Below are 25,300 nucleotides of genomic sequence, written 5' to 3'. Positions count from 1 at the left end.
ATCGCGATGGGCGCCGGCCGATCGGGGAGACGATTGGACTCGCGGGACACCCGCTGCGGCTGCTAATCCGCAGGAACCACGGGGGCGACCCACCCGTCGTCGACCTTGGACCAGTCGGCGCTGCGGTTGAAACCGGCTGCGAGGAGTTCGCCGTCGATGTCGTTGGGGCCATCGACGTCGTGTTGCAGCTCGAGCTCGGTCACCGGAATGCCGCGATCGTCGCGCACCGTGATAGCCGGCGCACTGTCCGTGTCGGCGGCGCGGTAATGCGCTGTTCGTGCCACGCTGTCTCCCTTCTCGGTGGCTCTGCGGGTTCGTACCCGCATCGCCGCGTCGCCAAACCGCACGTCTCACCGCACGCGGGCCCACCGGGGCGGGCCCTGCCTGGTTCCGCCCTGCCGGCCGCCGACACGCCCCGGCGCACGGCGATCGGGCACCGGGGCAGCGCCTGTCACGCGGCGCGCTCGAGCTCCGCCATGTCGTTCTCGCTCAGGGCGACGTCGGCGATCCGCATGTTCTCCTCGAGATGCGCCACGCGTGACGTGCCGGGGATCAGCAGCACGTTGTCGCGGCGGGCAAGCAACCAGGCGAGCCCGACTTGCGCGGGCGACGCGCCGACGCGCTCTGCCACCGCCTGGACGGCGGGGTTGTCGGTGACCTTCGGCATGTCGGGGAACGCCGACCCGAGCGGGAAGTACGGCACGTAGGCGACCCCCGCGTCGTGACACAGGTCCAGTACCTCGGCGTCCTTCCTGTCGACGAGGCTGAACGCGTTCTGCACGCACACGATGCCCGCCTGCTCGATGGCCTGCTGCACCTGGGCGTACGTGGCGGTCGAGATGCCGATTCCCGCGATCTTGCCCTCGGCGCGCAGCCCGACCATCTCGGCGAGCTGATCCTCGAGAGGGATCAGCTGATCGGCGGGCAGTTCGTGCTCGTCCATCCGGCGCAGGTTCACGACCCCGAGCCGGTCGACGCCGAGCGTGCGCAGGTTCTCCTCGACGGCGGCCCGCAACTGGCCGGGGCGCTGCGCGGGGACGAACCCACCCTGTGCGTCACGGAGAGCGCCGACCTTGGACACCAGCACGAGGTCGGCCGGATACGGGTGCAGCGCCTCGCGGATCAGCTCGTTCGCGACGTCGGGTCCGTAGAACTGTGCGGTGTCGATGTGGTCGACGCCGAGTTCGACGGCGCGGCGCAGCACGGCGATGGCCTCGTCGCGGTCACGCGGTGGCCCCATCACGCCGGGGCCGGGCAGCTGCATCGCGCCGAAACCGATGCGACGCACGGGAAACTCGCCGAGGGAGTAGGTATCCATGGTCGCGACGCTAGCCGCGCCCGGTACGGGTCACAAACCGCGTTCCGTGCCGGCAGCCGTGAGCGACCACGGCCGCCGGGGCCCGGGTTGCGCATCCAGGGGCCCGGGTTGTGGATCCAGGAGCCCGGAACATGATCGTCGCCTCGGAGGAGCCGCCGTGGACCACCACCCGACCGACGCCACCCCGCGTGTCCTGCGCTCAGCCGCCCGAGAGCTGCATCCCGACCCGCCCGATCTGCGGCAGCGCCTGCAGGACTACGCCGACGCCAGAGCGTGGATCGTCTCCCTGATGTCCGGCACCGACGTCGAGCAGCTCGCCGGTCCGGCGCCCTGCGCCGAACTCGACGTCCGCACATTGATGGCGCACCTCATCGGCACGGCGCATCGCGGCCTCGGCACCGCACTCGGCACGTCCACGCGGCACGTTCCGTTCGCGGTCACCGACGTCCCCGACGCCGAGCTCGCGACGACGTACGCGCGGCTGTCGGACGAGATCGCCGACGCGTGGGCCGTGCTGGGCCCGGACGACGAGGTGCGCGCACCGTGGGGACCGTGCACCGCCTCCGCGGCCGCGGGCGGGTTCACCGTCGAGACCGTGACGCACGGCTGGGACCTGGCCGTCGCGACCGGCAGGCCGACGGCATTCGCCGATCCCATCGCGGAACGCTGTCTCCGCCTCGGCGCCCCGCTCGTGCCCGAACGGCTGCGCGGGGTGATGTACGACGAGCCCGCGGCCCCACCGGAGGAGGCCGCGCCGATCGAACGCCTCGCCACGCTCCTCGGCCGCACGATCGCGGTTCGGGCCACGACGCGGCACGGGACGGGCTGACCCGGCCGCAACTCGGTGTGGCGGGTGGAGTGGCCCCGCCGACGGTGTCCGAAGTCGATGACACACCCACTGCCCCGCTCACCGCGTGCGGTCGGCACGCTCGGCCGGTGACTCCTCGTCCACGCGGCGCTGCGCGGCCCGTACCGCCCCGACGACGGCCCGCGCGGCGACGCCCACGACGACGATCCCCACCGCCATCTGGATCATCGTGAGTATCCGGGCAGCCTCGGTGCTCGGTGCGATGTCTCCGAATCCGACCGTGGCGAACACCGTGATCGCGAAGTACAGCGCGTCGGTATGGCCGAGGTCCTCGGTGAAGCTGCCCGGCTGAGTCCGCGCCAGCCCGGCGTAGGCGGAGGCGAAGAGCACGAGCAACAACGGAAGGCCGACGGCGACCAGCTGCGTGGCCTTCAGCCGCGGAATGTCGGAGACCGCGATGACGCGGAGCTGCCAGGTCACCGCCACGCCGAAAGCCACCAGGGCGATGCCGAACCGCAGCCACGGGCCGGTTTCGAACGGACGGTCCAACGGCAGGAGGTAGTAGACGGTGATCACGAGCCCTGCGCTGAGCATTGTCCGCAGCAGCACACCGGCGACGATCCGTCTTCGCACCCCGGTGGGCAGCTCCTCGAATCGCCGTCGTCCCACGGCCGGACCTCCGGACTCCGCACCCTCACCTGCACGCCACGGGTATGGGTACCCCGGCCGCCGCAGGCGACACGTGGTCACCGGCCGTGGAGAGACGCCTCGACACGGCCGCGCACTCGGTCGACGACGACGGCCGGACGCAACACATCCCCCGAGAACTCAACACGGTCCCCGGAATCCGCAACACCCGTACCGGCACCGGACGCAGGACACGCGTGGCTGAGCGCAGGACACGCGGGAGAAGGTCAGGGGAGGTAGTCCTTCAGCCAGGCCGGCGGGTGCCCCTTGGTGAGCAGTTCCGGCCAGTCGCCGGGGCGCTCGTCGCCGTAGGCGCGTACGCGCAGTTCCTTGCCGAGGACGTCCGCGTACTCGGTGACCTCGGTGTAGTACATGTACGACATCAGCCGGTCGGCGAACCGCCAGCCGGTCGGGGTGCGGCGGTACACGTCCTGGTACCGCAGTGCGACCACCATGGCCTTGCCGTCTCGGACGACCTCGGCGTGCGAAGCGAGCTGACCGTGGGCGATGTCGGGGTCGGTGTCGTCGAAGCGCACGACGTGGCCGTGCGTGAAGTGGTTCGTCGGGCCGAGAGCCTTGAACCGGCCGAGATAGGTGGTCACGATGTCGTCGATACCGACGGCCGCGAACACCCCGTCCGCCGACCGCAGCGTGCCGTCCTCGCAGAAGATCCGGCGGATGCCGTCCTCGTCGCGCTCGTCCATGATGTAGCCGTAGAGCACGGCGAGGTCCTGGATCGCCGTCCTGTCCTCGATCCGCTGGATGCGCCGCTCGAGTGCTTCCGTCATCGCTTGCCTCCCGAAGCCGCCGCGCGCCCGGCGCGGTATCCGAACACGAGCGCGGGACCGAGCGTGCCGCCCGCCCCGCCGTACACCATTCCGGTGGGCCCGGCCATGGCGTTTCCCGCGGCGAAGAGCCCCGGTATCGGGTCTCCATCCACAGTGAACACAGAGCCGTCCACATCGGTCTGTGGACCGCCCTTGGTACCGAGGGTGCTGATGTGGAGTCGCACGGCGTAGTAAGGCCCCTCGTCGAGCGGTCCGAGGGTGGAGGCCGCTGCCGGGTAGTACCGCTTGTCGCCGACGAATCCGTCGTAGGCGCTCACGCCGCGGGCGAAGTCGGCGTCGACACCGTCGGCGGCCATGCCGTTGAACCGGTCGACGGTTCGCCCCAAAGTGGCCGGTTCGACGTCGATCTTCCGCGCCAGTTCGCCGATCGTGTCGGCGCGGAGCGCCCAGTCCGGCGCCTGCCCCGGCGGGAGCGTGAAGCCGCCGTACTCCTCGACGTGCCGGGCGTCGAAGATCAGCCAGCACGGGTCGCCCAGGTAGTCGAAGTCGGACGGGTCGAGCTGGTGGAACGCGCCGCCGAGTGCGTTGTAGTTGGCCGCCTCGTTGGTGAACCGCTCGCCCGCGCGGTTCACCATGATCGACCGCGGCAGCGTGCGCTCCCGCAGCACGAGGTGCACCGCCTGCTCGCCGTGGTTCTCCTGGCCGGGCAGCACGCACACCGGCACCCACCACGCCTCGCGCATGTTGCCGAGGCGCGCGCCGGCCTTCATCGCCATGCGCAGGCCGTCGCCGGTGTTGGTCGGCACCGTCGCGGGATAGGACATCGGACGCGGAGAAAATCGCGCACCAGGTCGGCGTCCCATTCGAACCCGCCGGTCGCGATCACGACGCCGTGGCGGGCCGTGGCCGTGGAGCCGTCGGCGAACCGCACGCCGCTCACCGATCATGCCGCGCGAGAGGGACTCGAGGTACCGCACACCCTCGGCTCGCGAATCCTCGACGCCGGCCTCCCGCGCGTACCGATTGTCCGGCAGCCACGCGACACCGCTCGACAGACAGGTCGTGCCACCGATCAGGGACGACTTCTCGAACAGGCCGACACTCGCTCCCGTATCGGCCGCCGACAGCGCCGCGGTCAGCCCCGCTGCCCCGGTACCCAGCACCACGACGTCGAACTCGGCCATGAGCTCTCCCCTCAATCGAGGATAACCATGCTAAGCGATTTCATCACAACGTCAATGAGTCGACCGCACCCCGGCACGGCACCCCGCCCCAGCTCTGCCACCCGAAGGAGACTCGCAATCGAGGATGAACACGCAGTGTCATCGGATTCGACCGACCTCCACACCCCTGCCGAGCCGTGGTCACGCTAAGTTGGTGAGCGACACGCACCGAACATGTCCTAGGAGCCCGCCCCATGGCCGGAGTGGAAGAGATCCGCGCGGGGATCGCCGCCGCGAACGAGAAGGCTTCCGCCAGCATCGCCGCACTTCAACAGGCCGCGCAGACCCTCGAGGAAGCGCAGCAGACCCTCGCGATGGCGACCGAGGGCAGCGCACAGGAGGACGTCAGCCAGGCACACGGACTCATGGCCGAGGCGATTCAGGGCATCACGGGCACGCAGAGCACCATCCAGGCGTGCATCTCCTCGACCGAGGGCTACGCGGCCCGCCTCTGAGCGGCGCCGTACCCGCAGCACGCGATGTCACTACACGAGCTCCGCGCCTCGCTGGGCGTCGTCCGGTCCGGCGTCACCGACACCGCCGCGCAGGCCGCCCACGCCAGGGAACTGCTCGAGGAGTATCGGCATGCACTGCTCAGCGTCCAGAGCGGTACCGGCGCGGACACCTCGGGCCAGCCGTGGCTACCGCCGCCGCTGGCACGCGCGTTCGACCAGCTGGACGAGCACATCGCCCAGCTCGGCAACGTCGAGTCGGCCCTGAACCAGTACGAAGCAAGGTTGTAGCAGGCGAATGGGCAGGAAGAAGGGCGAGCAGCGCGCTCGGGTCGTCACCGCTCTCGACCAGCTCCGCCACCAGATCGGCCTCGCGCTCGGGGCCGCCCGCAACGCGCGGGCGGCCGCGGAGCACGACCTCGCCCAGCGCAGGCTCGAACAGGAGGTCGTGCGCACCGGGCTGGAGCGTGCCGCCGCCGATCCGGAACTCGCCGCGCGCATGACGACGCCGGCGATGGCAGGTGTCGTGGAGCGGCTCGCGACGGTCCGCGACCGGTTCTACGCCGAATGGGCCGACGGCCCCCGCCGGTTACGAGAGCTCGTCGCCGGCGCCGCGCCAGGGCCCGCGGGAGCGCCGCCCGGCGAATGGTTGGGCCGCGTCGGCACCGATCCCGGCCTGTCCTCCCCGGAGCTGTGGCGGATCGGCGATTCCACAGTGGACATCGGCGGCAGGCAGACGTTCGACGTCGCGGTGCCACTGCTCGACGCCTCCCACCTGTCGATCACATCGGCGCCGAACACCCGGCCCACCGTCGACGCGCTCGTCGAATCGCTGCTGATGCGCGTGCTGTCGACGTTCGAACCGGGCGCCGTCAAGATCCACCTGTGGGACATCGGCCAGCTCACCGGCGTGCTGCCGAACTTCTACGCGCTCACCCGCACGAGCGCCGTCACGGTCCACGACCCGACACGCCTGGCCGACCTGCTCGACGACTTCGCCGGGCACATCCGCCGCATCCACGGCGTCGCGATGCAGGCGGGACACGTGTCGCTGCGGGCCATGCGGGCCGCGACGGGCAAACGCCTCGAACCGTGGCGGATCGGCGTGCTCTACGGCAACGGCGAGGACCTGCAGCCGGAGCAGATCCGCGACATCAAGCGCGTCGCCAGCGGGGCGCTCGAAGCCGGCATGGCGCTGATCCTCGTGGACGTGCCGACGATGCTCGACGGCGCCGTGGAGAACGTCCATGTGACGGCCGATCGCACCGCGGTGACGAGCATGACGGGCGCCGACCTCGCCGTCCGGCTCGACCCGCCGCTGCCCGCTAGCCAGGTGACGGCCGCCGCAAGCAGGCTCGCCGAGGCGCTCGTCGCCAAGCAGGGCGGTCCGCGCACGTTCGAGGACCTGCTGCCCACCGAGTTCGGCACCGAGTCGTCGGCGGTCGAGCTCCGCGCCCCGGTGGGCTTCCACGAGGGCGAACCGGTCGACGTCGTCATCGGCGACGCGACGCCGCACGCGCTGATCGGCGGCCCGAGCGGTTCCGGCAAGACGAACTTCCTGTACGCGCTGCTGGGTTCGCTGTGCGCGCGGTACTCGCCGGATGAGCTGTCGTTGTACCTGCTGGACTTCAAGGAGGGCGTGTCCTTCGCGGGGCTGGCGCCGGGCCGCAAGGAGGAGAGCTGGCTGCCGCACGCGCGGCTGGTCGGGGTGAACGTCAACACCGACCGCGAGTTCGGCCTGGCGTTGCTGCGGTTCCTCACCGACGAGCTGCGCCGCCGTTCGGCCGCGGCCAAGCAGCACGAGGTCACGACCCTGTCCGAACTGCGGCAGCAGGATCCGGGCGGGCACTGGCCGCGCATCGTGGCCGTCGTCGACGAGTTCCAGTACCTGTTCGGTGAACGCGATTCGGTGACGGCGCTGGCGACGTCGCTGCTCGAGGACGTCGCTCGCCGCGGCCGCTCGCAGGGCATCCACCTGATCCTGGCCAGCCAGGACATCGCGGGCATCGAGGCGTTCTGGGGCAAGCCCGCCGTGTTCGAGCAGTGCACGCTGCGGATCGCGATGCCGAAGGCCAGGCGGGTACTCGCGGAGGCCAATCAGGCGGCGGTGGCCGCGCCGCGCTGGCACGCGGTGGTCAACCACGAATCCGGCATCGGGCACGGCAACAGCCTGGCCCACGTCCCCGACGCGAGCTCGGGTGGCGTGTTCCCGGCGCTGCAACGCGAGCTGTGGCAACGCTACGGCTCGACTAGCGTGCCGCGACTGTTCGACGGCGCCCACGCACCCGTGCTGACCGAGTCGTCGGCCTACACGGCACTGTCGCGTTCGGACCGTCCACAGGCGATCGTAGGACAGTCGATCGACGTCGCCGATACGGCGCACGCCGTCGAGCTGTCGGCCGCGCCGGGACGCAACCTGGCCGTACTCGGCACCGGCCAACGCGACGCGGTCTCCATTCTGGATTCCGCGGTGCGTTCCGTGGCGCGGCAGTGCGCGCCGGGCGACGTGGAGTTCGCGCTGGCATGCCTGGTCGAGCAGTGCACCCCAGCGGTGACGGCACTGGCCGAGGAGCTGTCGGTCGACGGGCACAAGGCCGAGGTCGTCACCACCGACACGCTCACCGACCTCGTGTCGGCGTGGGCCGAGCAGCAGTCGGCGGCGCGGCGGATCGTCGTGGCCTACGGCGTCGACGCGGCACTTCCCACGTTGGAGGCGAAGGAACCCGGCAAGTCCAGCGGCCTCGACCACCTGCGGGCGCTGCTCAAGCACGGCCCTGCGCGCGGGGTGCACGTGCTCGGCTGGTGGCGCAGCGTGGCGCGGCTCAAGGACACGCTCGGCTTCGGCGGCACCGACGACATCGGCGCGTGGGCCGCGTTGGACGTACAGGGCAACGAGCTGTCGACCCTGGCGGCAGGACAGGTCGTGCACTGGTCGCCCCGGCCCGACCGAGCCCTGTTCTTCGACCGGACGACACTGTCGGCCCCGGAGATCGTCGTCCCGTTCCGGCGCGAGGAGGACACCGATGACTGACCCGCAGTGGCATCCCGAGCCGGACAACGCGATACAACCCGGCGCTATGCAACCCGGCGCTATGCAAGCCGGTGCGGTGGGCGCCGACGGCGGTGGGACGTCGGCGGCGGCGCGGTACAAGGAGATCATCGGACTGGCACGCAGCGCTGCCGAGGAGCTGCGCGCGTGGGAGCAGGCGCGGGAGCGGCAGCTGTACGCCGAGATCCAGGCGGCCGAGGAGAACGTCACCGCGGCGGGCGAGGCGGAGGAGGCGATGGCGGACCGCGCGCGCCGGTGGTGGTCGATGGCGCGGGACAACGTGGCGCGGCTGTCGTGGCTCGACGTGGGCGCCGATCCCGAGCCGGTGCCGACCGCGCGGGGCGAACAGGCCTCGCGCTACGCCGACGACATCCGCCCCGCCTATCACGAACTCACCCAGTCGGTGCTGAAACTGAGCTGGCGCGCACGCTGAAGCCGCGAGCCGGTGCGACCTCGGCCGACCGGTCTCGGCGCGCGGCCGTTCCCTGTCGAACCGTGCGCGATTGCGCCACACTCGTCACGGACGCATGGCCGCGCCCTTCGCGGGGAAGACGACAGGTGCACCGAGAGAAGGGACGTCGATGGGCAGGATCGTGCTCTACATGTGGATGTCCCTCGACGGCTTCATCGCAGGCCCGGAGGACGGTCCCGGCCGGGGCCTCGGCGTCGGCGGCGAGCGGCTCCACCGAACCCTCTCCCTCGACGACGGAGATCCGAGCACCGCTCGCTCCACCGACGAGGTCGGCAGCCGGATCCTGGCCGAGGTGAAGGACACCGGCGCGGTGCTGACCGGCAGGCGCACCTTCGACCACGCGGACCACTGGAACGGTGACCACCACGACGGTGTCCCGATCTTCGTGCTCACCCGCTCCGTGCCCGAACAACCCGCACCCGGGCACGCCCGCTACGTCACCGACGTCCACGAAGCAGCGGCGCAGGCCAGGCAGGCCGCTGGCGAGCGGGACGTCCTGCTGCACGGCGCGTCGGCGGCGCGCGCGTTGCTCGACGCCGGGGAGCTCGACGAGATGTCGCTGCAGATCATGCCCGTGTTGCTCGGAGAGGGCCGCCGACTCTTCGACGGCATGCCCGCCGAACACGTCGAGCTCCAGCTGATCCGCACCCTCGACAGCCCCGACATGCTCCACACCCGCTACCGGATCGACTCAGCGCGCCCGGACCGGAACCGGGCGTAAGGGCTCGACGCACGCTCGACCTCCGGTGGTACCTCCCGTGTCCGGCTGATCGAGCCACGCCCGCTGACCAGCAAGTTCCCAGAACACAGCCGCGAGGAAGAGCGCCGGCGTGGGGACGTGGCCGGGCGAGGGCGGGAGCAACACGGGCCCCGGAACCCGCAACACGACCCCTGGAATCCACAACACGCGCCCGGAAACGACGACACGGCCTCCGGAAAGCGCAACACGGTAGGCCCGCCTACCGCGGCATCACCTGCCGAAGCGTGACCAGAACCAGTCCCAGTAGTCGAGGAAGTGGCCCGCGGACGGCCGGAAGCGGACGATCTGCGGGTCGTGATCGCTGGCCTGCTCGGCGAACTCGGCGTTGATGCGCACCACGTCGTAGTCGACGCGGCGCAGCGAGTCGGACACGAGGATGTGGTCGAGGACCTGCGAGTTGCCCTCGTAGACGTAGCTGTACTGCTCGCCGGCGGGCAGGGTGTCGATCAGCGACGTCAACGCGCCGCCCTCGGTGAGAGTGCCCAGCGTGTCGGAGAACTGGAAGTCGTTCAGGTCCCCGGCGACGACGACGTTGGCGTTCGGCTGCACCTGCTGCAGCTCGTCGACGAAGCCCCGCACCACCTCGGCCTGCTGGTGGCGCTGCTTCTCGGACGAGCGCGTCGGCGGCTGGTGCCGGCCGTGGGTCGGCTCGTCGCCGCCCTTCGACGCGAAGTGGTTCGCCACCACGAACACCGTCCGCCCACGGAACGTGAACTCGCCCGCGAGCGGTTTGCGGCTGTCGTCCCACGCCTCGTGTTGCGGGTCGATCCTGCCCGGCGACACCGACAGCTTCGCCGCGCCCCGCCGCGTCTTCTCCACCTCGACGGCCGTCGTCGCGTCGCCGCCCTCACGGTCCACGAACGACACCCGATCCGGATCGAAGAGGAATCCCACGCGGATGTTGCCGCCCGGCTGGCCACCGTCGGTGAGCTCCTGCGGGTCGATCTGCCGGTATTCGTACTTCGGACCGCCCGCGGCCTCGATCGCCTCGGCGAACCTGTCGAGTGTCTCGTCGGCCGCGACGACCCCGTCGCCGTTGCCGTCGGCACCGTTGTTGTCCTGGATCTCCTCGAGCGTCACGACGTCGGGCGACCGCAGGTGCTTCACGATCCCCTCGGCGAGGTCGTCGAACTTGGCCTGCTCGTCGACGGCGGACAGGTTCTCGACGTTGTACGTCGCGACCGACAGCTCGCTGGGACGCTGCTCGCGCGTCGTCTCGCGTTCGATGCCACCGCTCTCGACCTCGCCCAGCTCGGTGGCCTGCATCGTGTAGCCGCCGTACTGGTCGTACTCGAGCGGACCGGTGGTGGTGCCGGTGAGCGTGTCGCCGACGTTCGCCGTCGGGAACGGGCGCTCGGAGAACGGGATCAGCGACTCGATCTTCAGCCGTCCCGTGTTGCCGTCGTCGTAGCCGCCGTAGACGACGCCGCCCCGCGGGGTGCGGTTCTGCTCGGGCTTCGTGGTCACGTACAGCTCGTCGTAGTCCGTGCTGCGGCTGATCAGCGGCACGTCGGCGACGGACACGCGCTCACCCTCATGGGCTTCCCAGAAGTCCAGCGCGTACTTGTCGGGCCGGAGTTCGAGCTCGTCGAGGTCGCCCTCCTCGGGCGCGAGCGTCTCCGGCACGGCGTCCGGGGTCAGCCGGGCGGCCTCGGGCAGTTCGTTGCCCGACGACGCGACCGTCCACTCCGCACCGGTCAGCTGGGTCGACGACTGGTACGCCGAGTCCTGCCCCTGCGGCCGGTACTCACCGACCTCGCCGGTGACGGACACCTCGTCGCCGACTGCCACGTCCGGCGTCTCGTCACCGTTGTAGACGAACAGCGCCTCGCTGGTACGCGGATCGTCGTCCGGCTGCGGGTCCTGCACCCAGAAGCCGCGGGCGCTGCCGAACTGCCGTTTCGCGGTCACGACGCCCGGCACGGTCACGGTCTCGCCGTCCATCGGGGAGATCCGGCCGGTGCCCTGCACGTCGTGGATTCGGGAGTCGGCGGTGGCCTCCGGGGTCGACTGGGGCTCTGCGTTCGCTGGGGTGGCGAGCGCGAGCGAACCGGCCACCGCTGTCGCGGAGAGTGCCGAGACGACCCGCGTCGCGCGTCTGGAATGTACGGTCACGGCACGCATCTTTACCCATTCGGGTTATCGCCGAAAGGAAAATGCCCAATGCGGAGGGGTCCGTTCGTCGGTTGTTCATCCGCGCGAACGCCCGAGGTGATCAGCGGCGCGCCGAGCGTCCCACCGTGGACCGGACCACGTGTGCCAGCGCCTCGACCCCGCCACGTGCGCTCGCCGCGAGGACGGTCGTCCAGTCGAAATAGTCCCGCCACAGCACGATCCGGCCGCCGGAGACCTCGAACGTGCCGCACACCCAGAACTCGGCCCGCCACGGCCTGGCGGCGAGCACGTCGGTGCGTTCGGTGAGCACGACCGGCCCGTCGGCGGCGATGCGGTGCACGCGCGCCTCGAACCCACTGCCGTACCGAGCCAGGAAGCGCATCTGCTTCTCGAACGCCGCCTTGCCACGCGCGGGAGGCAGCGGCACGTTCTGGTACACGATGTCACCCGCCGCGTAGCCGAGTGCGGCGTCGATGTCGAGCCGCTCCAGCGCCGACAGGAACGCGCGGACGACCGCGACGGGATCGGTGGGCCGGGCCTCGGCGGCGGGCTGGTCGGACATCGACGTCTCCTCGGCTCGCGTACGAGGTCCGAATGTTACTCCGCAGTAGTAAGCATGGGAAGCCGGTGCTCGTCACCGTCACCCACGTGACTCGTGGAAACGCCGTTCAACCGAGGAGGCCGGGGCCGCTCACCGGCACCGGCCCGAACACGAAACGGGGCAGGCACTCGCGATGAGTACCTGCCCCGTTTCCAGCTCCCCTAGGAGATGACTCTCCTGAGAGACCAAGCGCGGTAGCGGTGGGATTCGAACCCACGGAGGCTCTCACCTCACGCGATTTCGAGTCGCGCTCCTTCGGCCGCTCGGACACGCTACCGCTAAATAGGTTACGACACGGCCGACCGCCGATGACACGGGGGTGGGCCTCCCGCCACGCCCCGGCGACGCTCAGCCGGCGTCACCGCGATGCGCTGCGAAGAACTCGTCGAGCAGCGCCGAGCACTCGGTTTCGAGCACCCCGCCGATCACCTCGGGCCGGTGGTTCAACCTCCGGTCGCGCACGACGTCCCACAGTGATCCGGCCGCGCCCGTACGCGGTTCCCACGCGCCGAACACCACCCGGTCGACGCGCGCGAGCACGAGCGCACCCGCGCACATCGTGCACGGCTCGACGGTCACGGCGAGGGTGCAGCCCGTGAGCCGCCAGCCGTCACCGTGTTCGGCGGCCGCCGCGCGCAGCGCCAGCACCTCGGCGTGTGCCGTCGGGTCGCCCAACGCCTCACGCGCGTTGCGGGCGCCCGCGAGCAGTCGGCCGCCGGCGTCGAACACTGCCGCGCCGATCGGCACGTCGGCCTCCGGTGGCGCGGCACCGGCACCGTCATCGACCCCGAAGCCCTGCCGTGCGAAGCGCAGCGCCTCACGCACCGCGGATTCGTCGGCGTGCGACGGGTTCACAGCTCGTCGAGCGCCTTGTTGAACTCGTCGCCGAACCCGCAGCGCTGCGCGATCATGCCCAGCTGCTCGTCCGGGTACAGCTCCGTCTCGCCCGCGATCACCTCGAGCTCGGGCGCCGGCATGCCCAGGTCGGCCAGCACCTCGAGGTCACCTTCGGGCCAGATCGTGTCGTCGTCCTCGTCGGGCGGCTCGGCGCGCAGCAGGTCCAGCACGTCGGCCGCGATGTCGTAGTCCAGCGCCGCGGCCGCGTCCGACACCATCAGCTGAGCACCGCTCGGCGTGGGGCGGACGATCACGAAGAACTCGTCGTCCACCGCCAGCAGTCCGAACACCGCGCCCGTAGAACGCAGTTTGCGCAGTTCGGTGATGGCAGCGTCGAGTTCGGCGAGTGCGGCCTGGTCCAGCGCACTGCACTGCCACCGGCCGTCCTCGCGCACGACGGCCACCGCGAATCCCGTGATCGGCTCCTCCACCGGCATGGGCCCTACCGTATACCCGCGTGACCTTCGGTGACGGCTCGAAAGCCTCCCGCCTGTCTTCACGGCCGATCCGAACCGGTGACCGCGGCCCGCGTGAGGCTCGTGCCAGGATCGACCGCATGACCGGACCCGAACAGCTCCCCACCCTCCCCGACCTGGTGCTCCCGCGACTACTCGACGAGGCGCGGGAGCTGCAACCGGACACCGTCGCCCTCCGCAGGCGGCTGCACGCCCAGCCCGAGATCGGCCTCCAACTGCCGAACACGCAGCAGCAGATCCTCGACGCGCTCGACGGGCTCCCACTCGAGGTCAGCACCGGGAAGACGTCGACGTCGGTCACCGCCGTGCTGCGCGGCGCGAAACCCGGTCCCGCGGTGCTGCTGCGCGGCGACATGGACGCACTGCCCCTGCAGGAGGAGTCCGGCCTCGACTTCCCGTCGGAGATCGACGGCGTCATGCACGCCTGCGGGCACGACACGCACGTCGCGATGCTCGTCTCCGCGGCGCGGCTGCTGGCCCGGCACGTCGACGAGATCGCGGGCTCTGTCGTGTTCATGTTCCAGCCCGGAGAGGAAGGCCAGCACGGCGCGCGGCACATGATCCACGAAGGTGTGCTGGACGCGGCCGGTGAACGGGTCGAGCGGGCGTTCGGCGTGCACATCTACCCGACGCTGCCGAGCGGCCGGGTGCACACGCGCCCCGGTCCGCTGATGGCAGCCGTCGACGACTTCCACGTACGCGTCCTCGGCAAGGGCGGGCACGGTTCGGTGCCGGAGGCGGCCGTGGATCCGATCCCCGCGGCCGCGGCGATGGTCGGCGCGCTGCACACGATGTCGAGCCGCCGGTTCGCGGCGACGGAACCGGCCGTGTTGTCGGTGACGCACCTCGAGGCGGGCACGACCACGAACATCATCCCGGAGACCGCGTTCGTCGAGGGCACGATGCGCACCCTGTCCGACAGCGCGCGGGCCACGATGCGCGCCGAGGTGGAGAAGGTGTGCGAGGGCATCGCCGCGGCGTACGGCTGCCGCGTGCACGTGGACCTCACACCGGGGTATCCGGTCACCGCCAACGACCCCCACGAGGCCGCGCGCGTGCTGGACCTCGCGTCGACCGTCCTCGGACCGGACAACGCGGCCCCGCTGCCGGAGCCGATCATGGGCGGCGAGGACTTCTCGTACGTCCTGCAGCGCGTCCCCGGCGCGTTCGCCCTGCTGGGCGGCTGCCCACCGGACGTCGACCCCGCGGAAGCGCCGGCCAACCACTCGAACCGCGTCCGCCACCACGAGGACGCCATGGCCCACGGCGTCGCGATGCACGCCGCCTACGCCCTATCGACGCTGCGGTGAGTGACTGCGCTGCGGTGAGTGACTGCGCTGAATTCGGCCAAGGTGCCTTTGGGGCACTCAACGTTCAGTGAGGGGCGGGCGCGGAGCCACGGACGTGTGCCAGGATCTGCACCGTGCGTGACGTGTGTGTGATCGGACTGGGGCTCATCGGCGGATCGGTGCTGCGTGCGGCCGCTGCCGCCGGACGCAGCTGCTGGGGAGTCTCCGACTCGCAGGCGGACGTCGAGGCCGCGGGCGCCGACGGCTACGACGCCACCACCGAACTCGGCCACGCCCTGGACCGCGCGGCCGAGGCCGACGCACTGGTCGTGCTCGCCGTTCCGCTCACAGCGGTCGACGAGGTCCTCCGCACGGTCGGCGAACACGCGCCGCACTGCCTGCTCACCGACGTCACGAGCGTGAAGGCCCCGGTCCGTGACGCCGTCGCCCGCCTCGCCCCGCACGCACGCTACGCAGGCGGTCACCCGATGGCGGGAACCGCCGAGTCCGGCTGGAAGGCCGCGACGGCGTCGCTGTTCGACGGTGCGACCTGGGTCGTGTGCGCAGAGGAGCCCGCCGCCGACGACGAACCCGGCACGGACCTCACGGCGTGGCGGGAGACCGCCGCGCTGGCGTTCGACGCGGGCGCGCGGGTCCTCGCACTGCCCGCGCTCGCGCACGACGGCACGGTCGCCAGGACATCACATCTGCCGCATCTGCTCGCCGCGGTGCTGGCGAACGTCGCGGCGGGCGGCGGCCCGCTCGCCGCGGCCCTCGCAGCGGGGTCGCTGCGGGACGGCACGCGCGTCGCGGGCACCCGCCCCGAGCTGGTGCGCGCCATGACCGAGGGCAACCGCGGCGCACTGCTTCCCGTGCTCGACGAGGCACTCGGCCTGCTCGGTGCCGCGCGTGGATCACTGGCTTCGACCGGCGGCCTCGCCGCCACGATCGACGCGGGGAACGAGGCCGCCACAACCCTCATGCGACAGCAGGAGGCACCGCGCACGCCGGTCACGCTGGACCTGCGAGCCCCAGACGCCCTCGAAGGGCTGTTGTCGCTGGGGGAGCGCGGGGGCTGGTTCACCGCGATCGACGGCGACGTCCTCACCGGCGAGGTCGCCTGAACGCGGCCGACCTCGCCGAGCAATCGGCACTGCTGGTCCGACGGCCGGCACTGCCCGCCTGACCGGCGGTGTCAGGCCAGCACTGTCAGGCCGTCACTCTTAGGCTAGCACTGTTAGGCCGGCGTTGTCCGGCCGGCCGTGTCAGATCGGCATTCTCAAGACGGCGTTCGCACGCCGGTGGTGTCCGATCCGACCTCGCCGGATCGGACACCCGCTCACTGCCCGGTCGGTCCGGTCGGACCCGACGGACCCGGCTGCTGGCCACCCTGGCCACCGCCCTGGTCGCCCTCGCCGCCTGACTGCTTGTGCAGCGCGTCCTTCGCCTTCTGCGTCGCGTTGTCGATCTTGTCGGCCTTGTCGCCGAACTTCGACTTGGCAAAGCCGCTCGCCTTGTCCAAGCCCTGCTCGACCTTGTCGCTGTTCTTGCTCAGGGCGTCCTGAGCCTTCTTCTTGATGTCATCGAAGTTGATGCCCATGTACCCAATCCACCAGCATCGACGGCCCGAGCGCAAACGCTGGCGGGGGTGTCGCCCGAAAAGACCCGAGCGTGTCACGGACGAAAACCGCGGACTCCGTGCTTCCGGCCCGCCGCAGCCCTCGAATACGCGACGATTCCCCCGAAATACCGTCGAAACCCGTAGCAATCGGACTAACCGGATAAATCACCCGGACGGAGCGGTGCGGAGCCGGACGGCGTAGTGCCGGATACCCCGAGGTGGCGGGTACGCGACGACGCTGGGGATCGGCGGAACGTGCCGAGCGCAGAACGTCACTGGCCCGGGGCATCCACGAGCACAGGGCCATCCGAACGCAGCACCATCCAAGCGAAGCGCCGTCCGAGCGCAGGGCCCTCCAAGCGCAGCACCATCCGAACGCAGGCCGTCCGAACGCAGGCCGTCCGAACTCGCCGCCGGGCCCGACCTCACCGCCGCCGGAACCGGAACCGCGGCCGCATCGGATCCGGCCCGCGGACGGCGGCGAACGCGGCGGACAGCTGATCGGTCACGCCCGAGAGCTGCTCGGACGCGGGCAGCTCGACGTCGCCGGGGTCACGTGACTCCCGCACGGCGGATGCCAGCTCGCCGAGCGCGGCCGTCACGAGCCGGACGTCCGCCTCCGCGGGCCGTTCGGCGCCGTGGGAGATCGTCACGACGACAGCCGTGACCGCGTCGGTGACCTGTTCCAGCGCCACGATCGCGGGCCACCACGCCGCGGCCTGCCTGCCCGCGGGCGAGGGCTCCACGACCAGCTGCTGGAACGCCGTGCGCAGGTCGGACAGTCCGCGATAGGCACGTCGCCTGCAGCGGGACTGCTCTGCCCGGTCCTCGTCGGACGGGCCGAGGCTGACCGCTACGTACCGGGCGACGGTGTCGGCGACCTCCGCGAGCCGCCCGCCCACGCGCGGGCGCAAACTGCCCGGCCACAACAGGTAGCCGAAGACCAGCACGATGGCGCAGCCCAGCACGGTGTCGGCGAGCCGGGCGATCACGACACCCCAGTCGCCGCCGATCGTGAGGTCCATCTGCAGGATGATCAGCGGCGTCACGAACGCGCTGAGGATGCCGTAGTTGCGGACCTTGCCGATGGCCACGCCCGCGCCCATGATCGCGACGAGCAGCACCAGCACGACACCGTGGGAATCGGCGCCGAGGCCGAGGATCGCCGCGCCGATGCCCACACCGACCACCGTGCCCACGCCGCGCAGCACCGCCCGGCCGAACACCGACCCGAAGTCCGGTTTGAGCACGAGCCCGACGGTGAGGGTGATCCAGTACGAGTTGTCCAGCGGCACGATCAGACGTGCCAGCTCGGCGAGCGCCACGCACAGCGTCAACCGGGCCGTGGCCACCCACGTGAGCGGACCCGATGTGAGCGAGTCCAGCCACTCGCCCAGCTTCGTGTGCCAGGGCGAGGGGGCACGCCTGCGGCGGTCCCGGTCGGTGCTGATCCTCGTCAGCGCGTGGTACAGCGCCGCCGCCGGTGAATCGGCGGGTTCGCCGCGGCCACCGGTCGCCGACTCCGGGTCTGGCGGCTCCGGCAGCGGCATGTCCGCCAGCACGGCCGTGGCCAGGTCGGTGAAGTGCGCGATGATCTCCTTAGGAGCGCGCTGCCCCGCGTTGACCATCGCGACCGAGGCCTCGACGGCCGGCGTCGTGGCCGACAGCAGGTTCAACAACCTGCGGTACGTCGCGTCCCGACCCGACAGCCACGACCGTGCGGTGAGCAACCGGTCGTAGGCGGTGTTCATCGCGGTCGTGAGCTGGGCTCGGGCGGTGAGCGACGTCGCGTCGTCGGGCGCCGAATGCATCGCAGCCAGCTCGATGTAGACCTGGGCGACGGCCGTGCGCTCCGGCGACGTCCCACGCACCGGCCAGCCGGACAGCGCGACGAGCAGTCCCCACACCCCACCGGTCACGATGCACAGCAACGCCACGCCGACATCGGCCCCGGCCTCGGCCTGGCCCGTTCCGAGGGTGACGAACACGAACAGCTGCAGCGCGGCGAACGAGGCGTTGTTGCCGCCCGCACTGATCAGCGCCGACACGGCCGCGACGGCCACGACCGTCGGGTGCGACAGCCACGGGTCGGCGCCGGAGACGAGACCGATCCCGAAGCCCGCGATCGCGGCGAGCACCGTGCCGCCGAGCCGCTTCGCGCGATACCGGTACGGGCCCGCCACGTCGCCGGTGACGACCGGCAGCACGCCCGCCGACACCAGTGCACCCGTCGCGGGCGCGCCGAGCAGGTAGCCGACGGCGATCGGCACGGCGAACGTCACGGCGGCGCGCGCCGCGCCGCTCCACGGCACCGGCGCCGGATTGGTGCGCAACAGGTGCGCGAGCCAGCGCGGCGCGGGCAGGTCGGCACGGGGCGGGCTCACGCCACCATCTTGACCCAGCACCGCCACCGCCGAGTAGCGGCCACCGGAGCGAGATGATCACGACGACAATCGTGTGCCGCCAGGGACGGTGCCCCTCGTCGACTCGTGACCCCGCCGAGTCGACGGCAGCATGTCGAATCGCGACCCGGTCACTGCGGCGGCACCGGGTCGATTCGGCAGCGCCGGGTCGTTTCGACGGCCCTGTGTCGAGTTCACAGACCTGGGACGTCGAATCCACGGCGCCTCCTCGAACCCACGCCCCTCGGACGAATCCGCACCGGGTCGATTCGGTCGCCCTGGCGGCGAATCATCGCCGCTGGCCGGCACGCGCGAAGCGGTACGGCTGCCCTCCCTGCGAACCGCACCCGCCTCGAGCTCCGTGGTCCGGACCTGCGCCGTGGCGTGGCCCGGACCGATTCCCGCATCCCGGACGGATGGCCGACACCCCCACTGCGTGTCATCCGACAGTCGGCCAGCCGCACCCGCTTGCGGGGAACACTGCCTCCGACCTACTGCACCCGCCCGCCGGTTCCGTCCTGCGGCCAACGGATTTCACGAACCCACCGGCCGCCGCTCACCGGTCGGCGTTCAAGGACTCCCAGCGGGCGAACAGCTTCGGGATCTCGACGACCAGGTAATCGAGGAAGTCGGCCATGTTGGACAGGCGAATCCCGGCCGGCGTGTCGGGCCCCACGGCCTGCACCCCCTCCCGCGTCGCGTCTCGCCACATCTCGAGCATGCGCTCGCGCTTGAGCATCGAGGCGAACCAGAAGTCGTCGAACACGCGGTAGTGGTCGCGGCGCGCGCCCGGGGCCCGCTCCCTGGCGATGAGCCCGGTCTGTTCGAGGTACTTGACGGCGCCCGAGACGGCGGCGGGGCTGACAGACAGGGCCTCCGCGATCTCGGCCGCCGTCATCTCCCCACTGTCCGACGTGGTCAGGGCGGCGAACACGCGCGCGGGCATGCGCGGAAGGCCGATGTTGTTGAGCGTCAGCCCCAGGCTCTCGACGTACTTGGCGACGGCCTCCTCGTCTCGAGCGCCGGCCTCGCCGGGGGTGTTCACCCCGTTGCGGCCGTTCTCGTCGCGGGCCTCGTCGGTGCGGGCCTCGCCGTCGCGGGCGTCGTCGCGGTTATCGGCGTCCTGCTGTCCGGCTGACTTCTCGACCACGGGCACATCCTCCCTCACGCCGATCCGGGAACCACACGGCGCGCGCCCTAGGGTTCACATCGATCACGAACTTTTCAGTATTCACAAGTTTGTGAAATCAGTGTACCTTCGTTCGCATGACATACAACGCCGCGAGCACCACCACGAGCGGCACGACCGCCCACGAGGCGATCGGCGTCGCCGGGCTGCGCAAGACATTCGGCCGCACCATCGCCCTAGACGGACTGGATCTGCACGTCGAGACCGGCGAGGTGCACGGCTTCCTGGGCCCCAACGGCTCCGGCAAATCGACCACCATCCGCGTACTGCTCGGCCTGCTACGCGCCGACGGCGGCGACGTGCGACTCCTCGACGGCGACCCGTGGCGGCAGGCGGCCACGCTGCACCGCAGGCTCGCCTACGTGCCGGGCGACGTGAACCTGTGGCCCAACCTCTCGGGCGGCGAGGTCATCGACCTGCTCGGCAGGTTGCGCGGCGGCATGGACAAGCGCAGGCGCGCCGAGCTGATCGAGCGGTTCGAACTGGACCCGACCAAGAAGGGCCGCACGTATTCGAAGGGCAACCGGCAGAAGGTCGCACTCGTGGCCGCACTGGCCTCGGACGCCGAACTGCTGATCCTCGACGAGCCGACCTCGGGGCTCGACCCGTTGATGGAGGCCGCATTCCAGGAGACGATCCGCGAAGTCCGCGGCGAAGGCAGGACGGTGTTGCTGTCCAGCCACATCCTCGCCGAGGTCGAGGCGCTGTGCGATCGCGTGAGCATCATCCGCGCGGGCCGCACCGTCGAGACCGGGACCCTGGACGACCTGCGGCACCTCACGCGGACGTCCATCTCCGCCGAGCTCGCGGGCCACCCGAACGGGCTGGCGACCCTGCCCCACATCCACGACCTGCGCGTGGACGGCAACACCGTGCATTTCGACGTGGACACCGACGCACTCGACGAGGCGTTGCGGCGGCTCACCGCCATCGGCGTCCGCAGCCTGACGAGCACACCGCCGACCCTCGAGGAACTGTTCCTGCGGCACTACACCGACGAGCTGCCCGACGCCGAGGCCGACCGCACGGAGAATGCGAGGACGGCGCCATGACTGCGGACGTCACCCACGTGCCCGCCACCCACGAGCGGCCGTCGGCCACGGCGGGCGCACTGGCGGGCACGGGCCAGCTGATCCGGCTCGCACTGCGCCGCGACCGGATCGTGCTGCCCGTGTGGGCACTCGTGATCGCCTTCCTCGCCGCATCGGGCGCGAGCGCGTACGAGGCGCTCTACCCCGACCCCGCCGAACGTGCTGGGCTGACGGCCAGCGTGGCGGCCAACCCGTCGTTCGCGATCATGTTCGGCCCGGCCTACGACCTGCAGACGGCAGGCGGGTTCACGGCCTGGCGGTTCGGCACGATCGCGGCGCTGCTGACGTCGTTGATCGCGGCGTTCACCGTCACCCGGCACACCCGCCAGGAGGAGGACACCGGGCGCCAGGAACTGCTGTCGGCGGCGGTGGTCGGCCGCTACGCACCGCTGACCGCGGGCGTGGCCACGGCCGGCCTGTTCAGCGTGGTGACCGGGGTGCTGCTGACCGCGATGATCGCCGGGGTCGGCGCGGACGTCACGGGATCGGTGGCGTTCGGCGCGGCCGTGGCGCTGTGCGGCCTCGTGTTCACCGGCGTCGCGGCAGTGACCGCCCAGCTCGCGGAGTACTCGCGTACCGCCAACACGCTCGCCGGTTCGACGTTCGGCGTGCTGTTCCTGCTGCGTGCCGCGGGCGACACGTCCGAGGCCGAATGGCTGTCGTGGCTGTCGCCGGTGGGTTGGGTGCACCGCGTGCGCGCGTTCGCCGAGAACGAGTGGTGGGTGTTGGCCCTGCCCGCCGCGACAACGCTCGTGTTGTGCGCGGTGGCTTACGCACTGCTGCCGAAACGCGACGTCGGGATGAGCCTCATCCCTGGCAGGCCGGGGCGCGCGACGGCCACGCCGGGGCTGCGGACGTCGCTGGCGCTCTCGTGGCGGCTGCACCGCGGCGCGCTCATCGGCTGGATCGTCGGATTCGCCGTGATGGGAATGCTGTTCGGCACGCTCGCCTCCGGCGTCAGCGACATCATGGGTGACAGTGCCGAGATGAAGCAGATGCTGCAGCAGATGGGCGGCGCCCGCGGCATCGAGGACGCGTTCCTGAGCTCGATCACCGGCATGATCGCCATGATCGGTTCGATGTACGCGGTACAGGCGACCCTGCGCATGCGGTACGAGGAGACCGCGCTGCGCGTCGAACCGCTGCTCACGACCGGTGTCGGACGGCTGCGCTGGCTCGGCGGGCACCTGCTGTTCGTGCTGGCGGGCACGGCCGCGGTGCTCACCGTGTGCGCCGCGCTGCTCGGCGTCGGCTACGGGCTGAGCTCCGGCGACGTCGGCGGCGAGTGGCCACGCGTGTTCGGCGCGACCCTCGCCCAGCTGCCCGCGATGTGGGTCGTGGCGGGAGCCGCGGTGCTGCTGTTCGGGCTGGTGCCGCGCGCGACGGTGGCGGCATGGGCGCTGGCCGCGGCGTTCGTGCTGATCTCCATGTTCGGCCCCATCCTCGACCTGCCCCAGGCCGTGCTGAACGTCTCGCCGTTCACGCACGTGCCGCAGCTGCCGCACGCCGAGTTCACCGCTACCCCGCTGCTGTGGCTGACGGCTACGGCCGCGGCACTCGTCGCCGTGGGCGTGACCTCACTGCGCAGGCGCGACATCGGCTGATCGGGCCGGCGAGACCGGCGGGCGGGCCGGTCGCCGGCGGGGGAGGTGCGGCCGGTCCGGCGTCGGGGGCCGGGCCGGCCGCACCGCCGCGGGCGGATCACCCGGGACGCACCGCGGCGTCCCGGTCGACCGTGACCGAGGCGGCCGGTCCGAGCGCCGGGCATTCGTCGCCGTTGGGGCGGACCGGCTCCGGGACGACGGTCACCGGATTCAGCCGTCGCCCGTCGGCGACGAGCGTGACGCGGACGGGTTCCGCGGGCAGCTCCCGGATCTCGACGAAACCTCGCTGAGGCTCCGACGACCAGTGACGGCTCACCTCGTACTCCTGGCACGTTCCGTCCCAGCACGCCTCGAGCACCAGATCGGTGGGAACCAGGCCGTCGCCGGACGGAGCGGGCGCCGTGGGAGTTGTGCCGCCGGGCGCAGGATCACCGGGCTCCGGCCCGCCCGGCTGCGACTCACCGGACGGTGCTTCTCCGGACGGTGCTTCTCCGGACGCCGACTCACCGGATGTCGCCTCACCGGGCACTTCCGGAGCGAGAACGTTGATACCCGGCGGTGAACCGATCGCCGTACAGGTCTGCCCGCTCGAACCGCACCCGCCGACCGCAACGACGGCCAACAGTCCCGGTATCAACATTCGCCACACACCACTGGGACGCACCCGGACGTCGATTCGGTTGCACATCCGCCCCTGGTCCATATCGGACCGATCGGTCCGGCACTTCTGCCGGTTCCCGCACCCTGGGCGGCTTCGTCCCCTCACCGCCGTTCGATGCCCGTCCGCCGACCTGCTCCGTTGTGAGACGCGACGTCGTGCGACGGCGACCACCGCCGGTCCCTGCGCCCGTGGTCCGGTACCGCTGCCGAACTGCACGTCCGATCAGGTGCCCTGCGGCGACTCCGGCTGCGCGCCGGCGACAGGTCCGTAACATGAGGATCCGGCGAGTCGGGTGCGAAGGGAACGGGATGGACAGCGATCGGCGCTCGGAGTGGTCACCCGCCGAGCGGGCCGCGTACCGGCGGTTCGTGCGGGATCACCATCCCGACAAGGGCGGCGACCCCGAGGTGTTCGCGGCCGGACTGCGCCGGTTCCGGCAACGTCCTCGCCCCGACGCCGAACCCGTCGTGTTCGTCGCCCGTAAACGCGGTCTGCCACGACTGTGGTCCGCGCTGTCGGCGCGCCGCCGTCGCAAGAGGAAGTCGCGGGTGATCTAGGAACAGGAACCGCACATCGCAGGCCCGTCCCGGAAACGGACAGCGCCCGGTGACCACGGCGGCGTCCACGTGGCGGCCGTCACCCGGGTACGCGCGTGACGACGGTGCGATTCCGGTGTCCTACGAGGTGAACAGGAGGGATGTCGCCATGACGGTCACCGGGACGCAGCTGGACGACGTCACACTGGTCGCCAGAGCCCGGGACGGGGACGCACACTCCTACGAGCAACTGGTGACACGCTACGAGGGGCCGATCTATCGTCTTGCACTGCGGATGCTCGCCAACGCGGCCGACGCCGAGGACGTCACCCAGGAGGCGTTCCTCGCCGCCTGGCGGCAGCTCGGACAATTGCAGGAGGACGCCGCATTCGTCGGCTGGCTGTACCGCAGCGCCACCAACAGGTGCCTGAACGTCATCCGATCGCGGAAACCGCTCGCCGACAGTACGCCCGAGGAACACGCCGCATCGGGCCCCGACGGGAAGCCGGAACAACAGGCCGAGACGAGCGCTCAGCTCGCCGCGCTGTCGACGGCGATGGGCCGGCTCACCCCCGAGAAGCGAGCCTGTTGGCTGCTGCGCGAGGTGCACGGCCGTTCCTACGACGAGATCGCGACGACATTGGGGGTCTCCGCCACGACCGTGCGCGGACGGATCGCACGCGCACGAGCAGAACTGGCTGAGGTGATGTCACCATGGCGCTGAGCCCGGGCACGGACACATACCGGCTGCCCTGCGGCCGGAACGTCGAGCGCCTCTGGGAGGACCTCGACGCACCCGACGAGCACGGGACGAGCTGCCCGCACTGCCAGGCGTCCCGAGCCAGCCTGCAGCTGTTGCGCCAGGCGACCGGCGAGCTGGTCGCCGACGAGGCCGGACCGCCCGCCGGCCTGACGGCCCGGATCATGGCCGCGGTGCGGGCCGACATCCGGCGCAGGGACCTCCTCGAACTGCCCACGACCGAGCCGGGTGCCGCGCGCATCAGCGCCCAAGCCGCCGCGACGATCCTGCGGTTCGCCGCCGACACCGTCGAAGGCGTGCGGGCACGGCACTGCCGGGTGGACCTGGACGCGACGGGTGCGGTCGTCGAGCTGAACATCGCAGTCGACAGCCGCACGTTCACCCACCCCGCGCTCGAGCAGGTTCGGCAGCGGGTCGAGACCGCTGCCAGCAGGCGCATCGGCTGGCCGACGGTCACCCTGCATCTCACAATGACGGACGTCTTCGAAGCGTGATCGTGCT

General features: G+C 71.1%; 26 protein-coding genes and 1 tRNA gene. 13 read left to right on the top strand and 14 right to left on the bottom strand.

Annotated elements, in window-relative coordinates; genetic code table 11:
* Positions 1-62: 62 nt before the first annotated feature.
* Both FB384_RS10530 and FB384_RS10525 read right to left on the bottom strand, forming a co-directional pair.
* Positions 63-284 (bottom strand): hypothetical protein, encoded by a 222-nt coding sequence (locus tag FB384_RS10530; RefSeq protein WP_183782119.1) that lies wholly within the window; start codon positions 282-284, stop codon positions 63-65.
* A 167-nt stretch (positions 285-451) separates the two neighbouring features.
* On the bottom strand, positions 452-1,318 hold the full coding sequence (locus FB384_RS10525; protein ID WP_183782116.1) for an oxidoreductase: 867 nt from the start codon (positions 1,316-1,318) through the stop codon (positions 452-454).
* Between the two features lie 157 nt (positions 1,319-1,475).
* Here FB384_RS10525 and FB384_RS10520 point away from each other — a divergent pair, with 157 nt between their 5' ends.
* Entirely contained in the window at positions 1,476-2,147 is a 672-nt protein-coding gene (locus FB384_RS10520) for a TIGR03086 family metal-binding protein (RefSeq protein ID WP_221212692.1), read from the top strand.
* Positions 2,148-2,225: 78 nt separating this feature from the next.
* Here the strand turns inward: FB384_RS10520 and FB384_RS10515 are convergent, their stop codons facing one another.
* From FB384_RS10515 to FB384_RS10505, 3 genes are all read right to left on the bottom strand, one after another.
* Positions 2,226-2,795, bottom strand: a complete 570-nt coding sequence (locus FB384_RS10515) for a potassium channel family protein (protein ID WP_258937021.1) — start codon at positions 2,793-2,795, stop codon at positions 2,226-2,228.
* 245 nt (positions 2,796-3,040) lie between these two features.
* Complete coding sequence (locus FB384_RS10510) at positions 3,041-3,601, bottom strand: nuclear transport factor 2 family protein (RefSeq protein ID WP_183782110.1); 561 nt, start codon at positions 3,599-3,601, stop codon at positions 3,041-3,043.
* Positions 3,598-4,785: an FAD-dependent oxidoreductase gene (locus FB384_RS10505; protein WP_221212691.1), complete on the bottom strand. Its 1,188-nt coding sequence runs from the start codon at positions 4,783-4,785 to the stop codon at positions 3,598-3,600. Before FB384_RS10505 ends, FB384_RS10510 begins: the two co-directional genes overlap by 4 nt.
* 233 nt (positions 4,786-5,018) lie before the next feature.
* Between FB384_RS10505 and FB384_RS10500 the strand changes: the two genes are divergently transcribed.
* The 5 genes from FB384_RS10500 (at position 5,019) to FB384_RS10480 (ending at position 9,518) form a co-directional block, all read left to right on the top strand.
* Positions 5,019-5,279: a hypothetical protein gene (locus tag FB384_RS10500; RefSeq protein WP_183782107.1), complete on the top strand. Its 261-nt coding sequence runs from the start codon at positions 5,019-5,021 to the stop codon at positions 5,277-5,279.
* Between the two features lie 24 nt (positions 5,280-5,303).
* Positions 5,304-5,567, top strand: a complete 264-nt coding sequence (locus tag FB384_RS10495; protein WP_183782104.1) for a hypothetical protein — start codon at positions 5,304-5,306, stop codon at positions 5,565-5,567.
* Positions 5,568-5,574: 7 nt separating this feature from the next.
* Positions 5,575-8,307, top strand: coding sequence for an FtsK/SpoIIIE domain-containing protein (locus FB384_RS10490; RefSeq protein WP_183782101.1), 2,733 nt, complete (start codon positions 5,575-5,577; stop codon positions 8,305-8,307).
* Positions 8,300-8,758: a hypothetical protein gene (locus FB384_RS10485; RefSeq protein WP_407676076.1), complete on the top strand. Its 459-nt coding sequence runs from the start codon at positions 8,300-8,302 to the stop codon at positions 8,756-8,758. Before FB384_RS10490 ends, FB384_RS10485 begins: the two co-directional genes overlap by 8 nt.
* 148 nt (positions 8,759-8,906) lie before the next feature.
* Positions 8,907-9,518 carry a dihydrofolate reductase family protein gene (locus tag FB384_RS10480; protein ID WP_183782098.1) on the top strand — a complete coding sequence of 204 codons (612 nt, stop codon included), beginning with the start codon at positions 8,907-8,909 and terminating at the stop codon, positions 9,516-9,518.
* 249 nt (positions 9,519-9,767) lie between these two features.
* On the opposite strand, the gene FB384_RS10475 is transcribed toward FB384_RS10480, so the two are convergent.
* From FB384_RS10475 to FB384_RS10455, 5 genes are all read right to left on the bottom strand, one after another.
* A complete protein-coding gene (locus tag FB384_RS10475) occupies positions 9,768-11,672 on the bottom strand; it encodes an endonuclease/exonuclease/phosphatase family protein (RefSeq protein WP_323985186.1) in 1,905 nt (634 codons plus the stop codon).
* Between the two features lie 100 nt (positions 11,673-11,772).
* Complete coding sequence (locus FB384_RS10470; protein ID WP_183782093.1) at positions 11,773-12,234, bottom strand: limonene-1,2-epoxide hydrolase family protein; 462 nt, start codon at positions 12,232-12,234, stop codon at positions 11,773-11,775.
* A 231-nt stretch (positions 12,235-12,465) separates the two neighbouring features.
* A tRNA-Ser gene (locus FB384_RS10465) sits at positions 12,466-12,550 on the bottom strand.
* 71 nt (positions 12,551-12,621) lie between these two features.
* Positions 12,622-13,128, bottom strand: coding sequence for a nucleoside deaminase (locus FB384_RS10460; RefSeq protein WP_183782090.1), 507 nt, complete (start codon positions 13,126-13,128; stop codon positions 12,622-12,624).
* Complete coding sequence (locus tag FB384_RS10455; protein ID WP_183782087.1) at positions 13,125-13,607, bottom strand: tRNA adenosine deaminase-associated protein; 483 nt, start codon at positions 13,605-13,607, stop codon at positions 13,125-13,127. Before FB384_RS10455 ends, FB384_RS10460 begins: the two co-directional genes overlap by 4 nt.
* A gap of 119 nt (positions 13,608-13,726) precedes the next feature.
* Here FB384_RS10455 and FB384_RS10450 point away from each other — a divergent pair, with 119 nt between their 5' ends.
* Positions 13,727-14,956: a M20 metallopeptidase family protein gene (locus FB384_RS10450; RefSeq protein ID WP_183782084.1), complete on the top strand. Its 1,230-nt coding sequence runs from the start codon at positions 13,727-13,729 to the stop codon at positions 14,954-14,956.
* A gap of 113 nt (positions 14,957-15,069) precedes the next feature.
* Entirely contained in the window at positions 15,070-16,059 is a 990-nt protein-coding gene (locus FB384_RS10445; RefSeq protein ID WP_183782081.1) for a prephenate dehydrogenase, read from the top strand.
* A gap of 215 nt (positions 16,060-16,274) precedes the next feature.
* On the opposite strand, the gene FB384_RS10440 is transcribed toward FB384_RS10445, so the two are convergent.
* The 3 genes from FB384_RS10440 to FB384_RS10430 all read right to left on the bottom strand — a co-directional run bounded on the left by FB384_RS10440 (position 16,275) and on the right by FB384_RS10430 (position 20,003).
* Positions 16,275-16,535: an antitoxin gene (locus FB384_RS10440; protein WP_183782078.1), complete on the bottom strand. Its 261-nt coding sequence runs from the start codon at positions 16,533-16,535 to the stop codon at positions 16,275-16,277.
* A gap of 446 nt (positions 16,536-16,981) precedes the next feature.
* Entirely contained in the window at positions 16,982-18,940 is a 1,959-nt protein-coding gene (locus tag FB384_RS10435) for an FUSC family protein (RefSeq protein ID WP_183782075.1), read from the bottom strand.
* A gap of 574 nt (positions 18,941-19,514) precedes the next feature.
* Positions 19,515-20,003: a GbsR/MarR family transcriptional regulator gene (locus FB384_RS10430; protein WP_258937206.1), complete on the bottom strand. Its 489-nt coding sequence runs from the start codon at positions 20,001-20,003 to the stop codon at positions 19,515-19,517.
* Positions 20,004-20,224: 221 nt separating this feature from the next.
* Between FB384_RS10430 and FB384_RS10425 the strand changes: the two genes are divergently transcribed.
* Together FB384_RS10425 and FB384_RS10420 are read left to right on the top strand one after the other, a co-directional pair.
* Positions 20,225-21,199 carry an ABC transporter ATP-binding protein gene (locus FB384_RS10425; RefSeq protein WP_183782072.1) on the top strand — a complete coding sequence of 325 codons (975 nt, stop codon included), beginning with the start codon at positions 20,225-20,227 and terminating at the stop codon, positions 21,197-21,199.
* Positions 21,196-22,842 (top strand): ABC transporter permease, encoded by a 1,647-nt coding sequence (locus FB384_RS10420; protein WP_183782068.1) that lies wholly within the window; start codon positions 21,196-21,198, stop codon positions 22,840-22,842. The genes FB384_RS10425 and FB384_RS10420 overlap by 4 nt, the downstream gene beginning before the upstream one ends.
* A 97-nt stretch (positions 22,843-22,939) precedes the next feature.
* Here the strand turns inward: FB384_RS10420 and FB384_RS10415 are convergent, their stop codons facing one another.
* Positions 22,940-23,482: a hypothetical protein gene (locus FB384_RS10415; protein ID WP_183782064.1), complete on the bottom strand. Its 543-nt coding sequence runs from the start codon at positions 23,480-23,482 to the stop codon at positions 22,940-22,942.
* 329 nt (positions 23,483-23,811) lie between these two features.
* Here FB384_RS10415 and FB384_RS10410 point away from each other — a divergent pair, with 329 nt between their 5' ends.
* From FB384_RS10410 to FB384_RS10400, 3 genes are all read left to right on the top strand, one after another.
* On the top strand, positions 23,812-24,060 hold the full coding sequence (locus FB384_RS10410; RefSeq protein ID WP_183782062.1) for a hypothetical protein: 249 nt from the start codon (positions 23,812-23,814) through the stop codon (positions 24,058-24,060).
* Between the two features lie 148 nt (positions 24,061-24,208).
* Positions 24,209-24,763, top strand: coding sequence for an RNA polymerase sigma factor (locus tag FB384_RS10405; RefSeq protein ID WP_183782060.1), 555 nt, complete (start codon positions 24,209-24,211; stop codon positions 24,761-24,763).
* Positions 24,754-25,293, top strand: coding sequence for an anti-sigma factor (locus FB384_RS10400; protein WP_183782058.1), 540 nt, complete (start codon positions 24,754-24,756; stop codon positions 25,291-25,293). Before FB384_RS10405 ends, FB384_RS10400 begins: the two co-directional genes overlap by 10 nt.
* The last annotated feature ends 7 nt before the right edge of the window (positions 25,294-25,300 follow it).

This window comes from Prauserella sediminis, assembly GCF_014195435.1.
GTDB lineage: Bacteria > Actinomycetota > Actinomycetes > Mycobacteriales > Pseudonocardiaceae > Prauserella > Prauserella salsuginis.
This window is presented reverse-complemented; position numbering and strand designations above follow the sequence as displayed.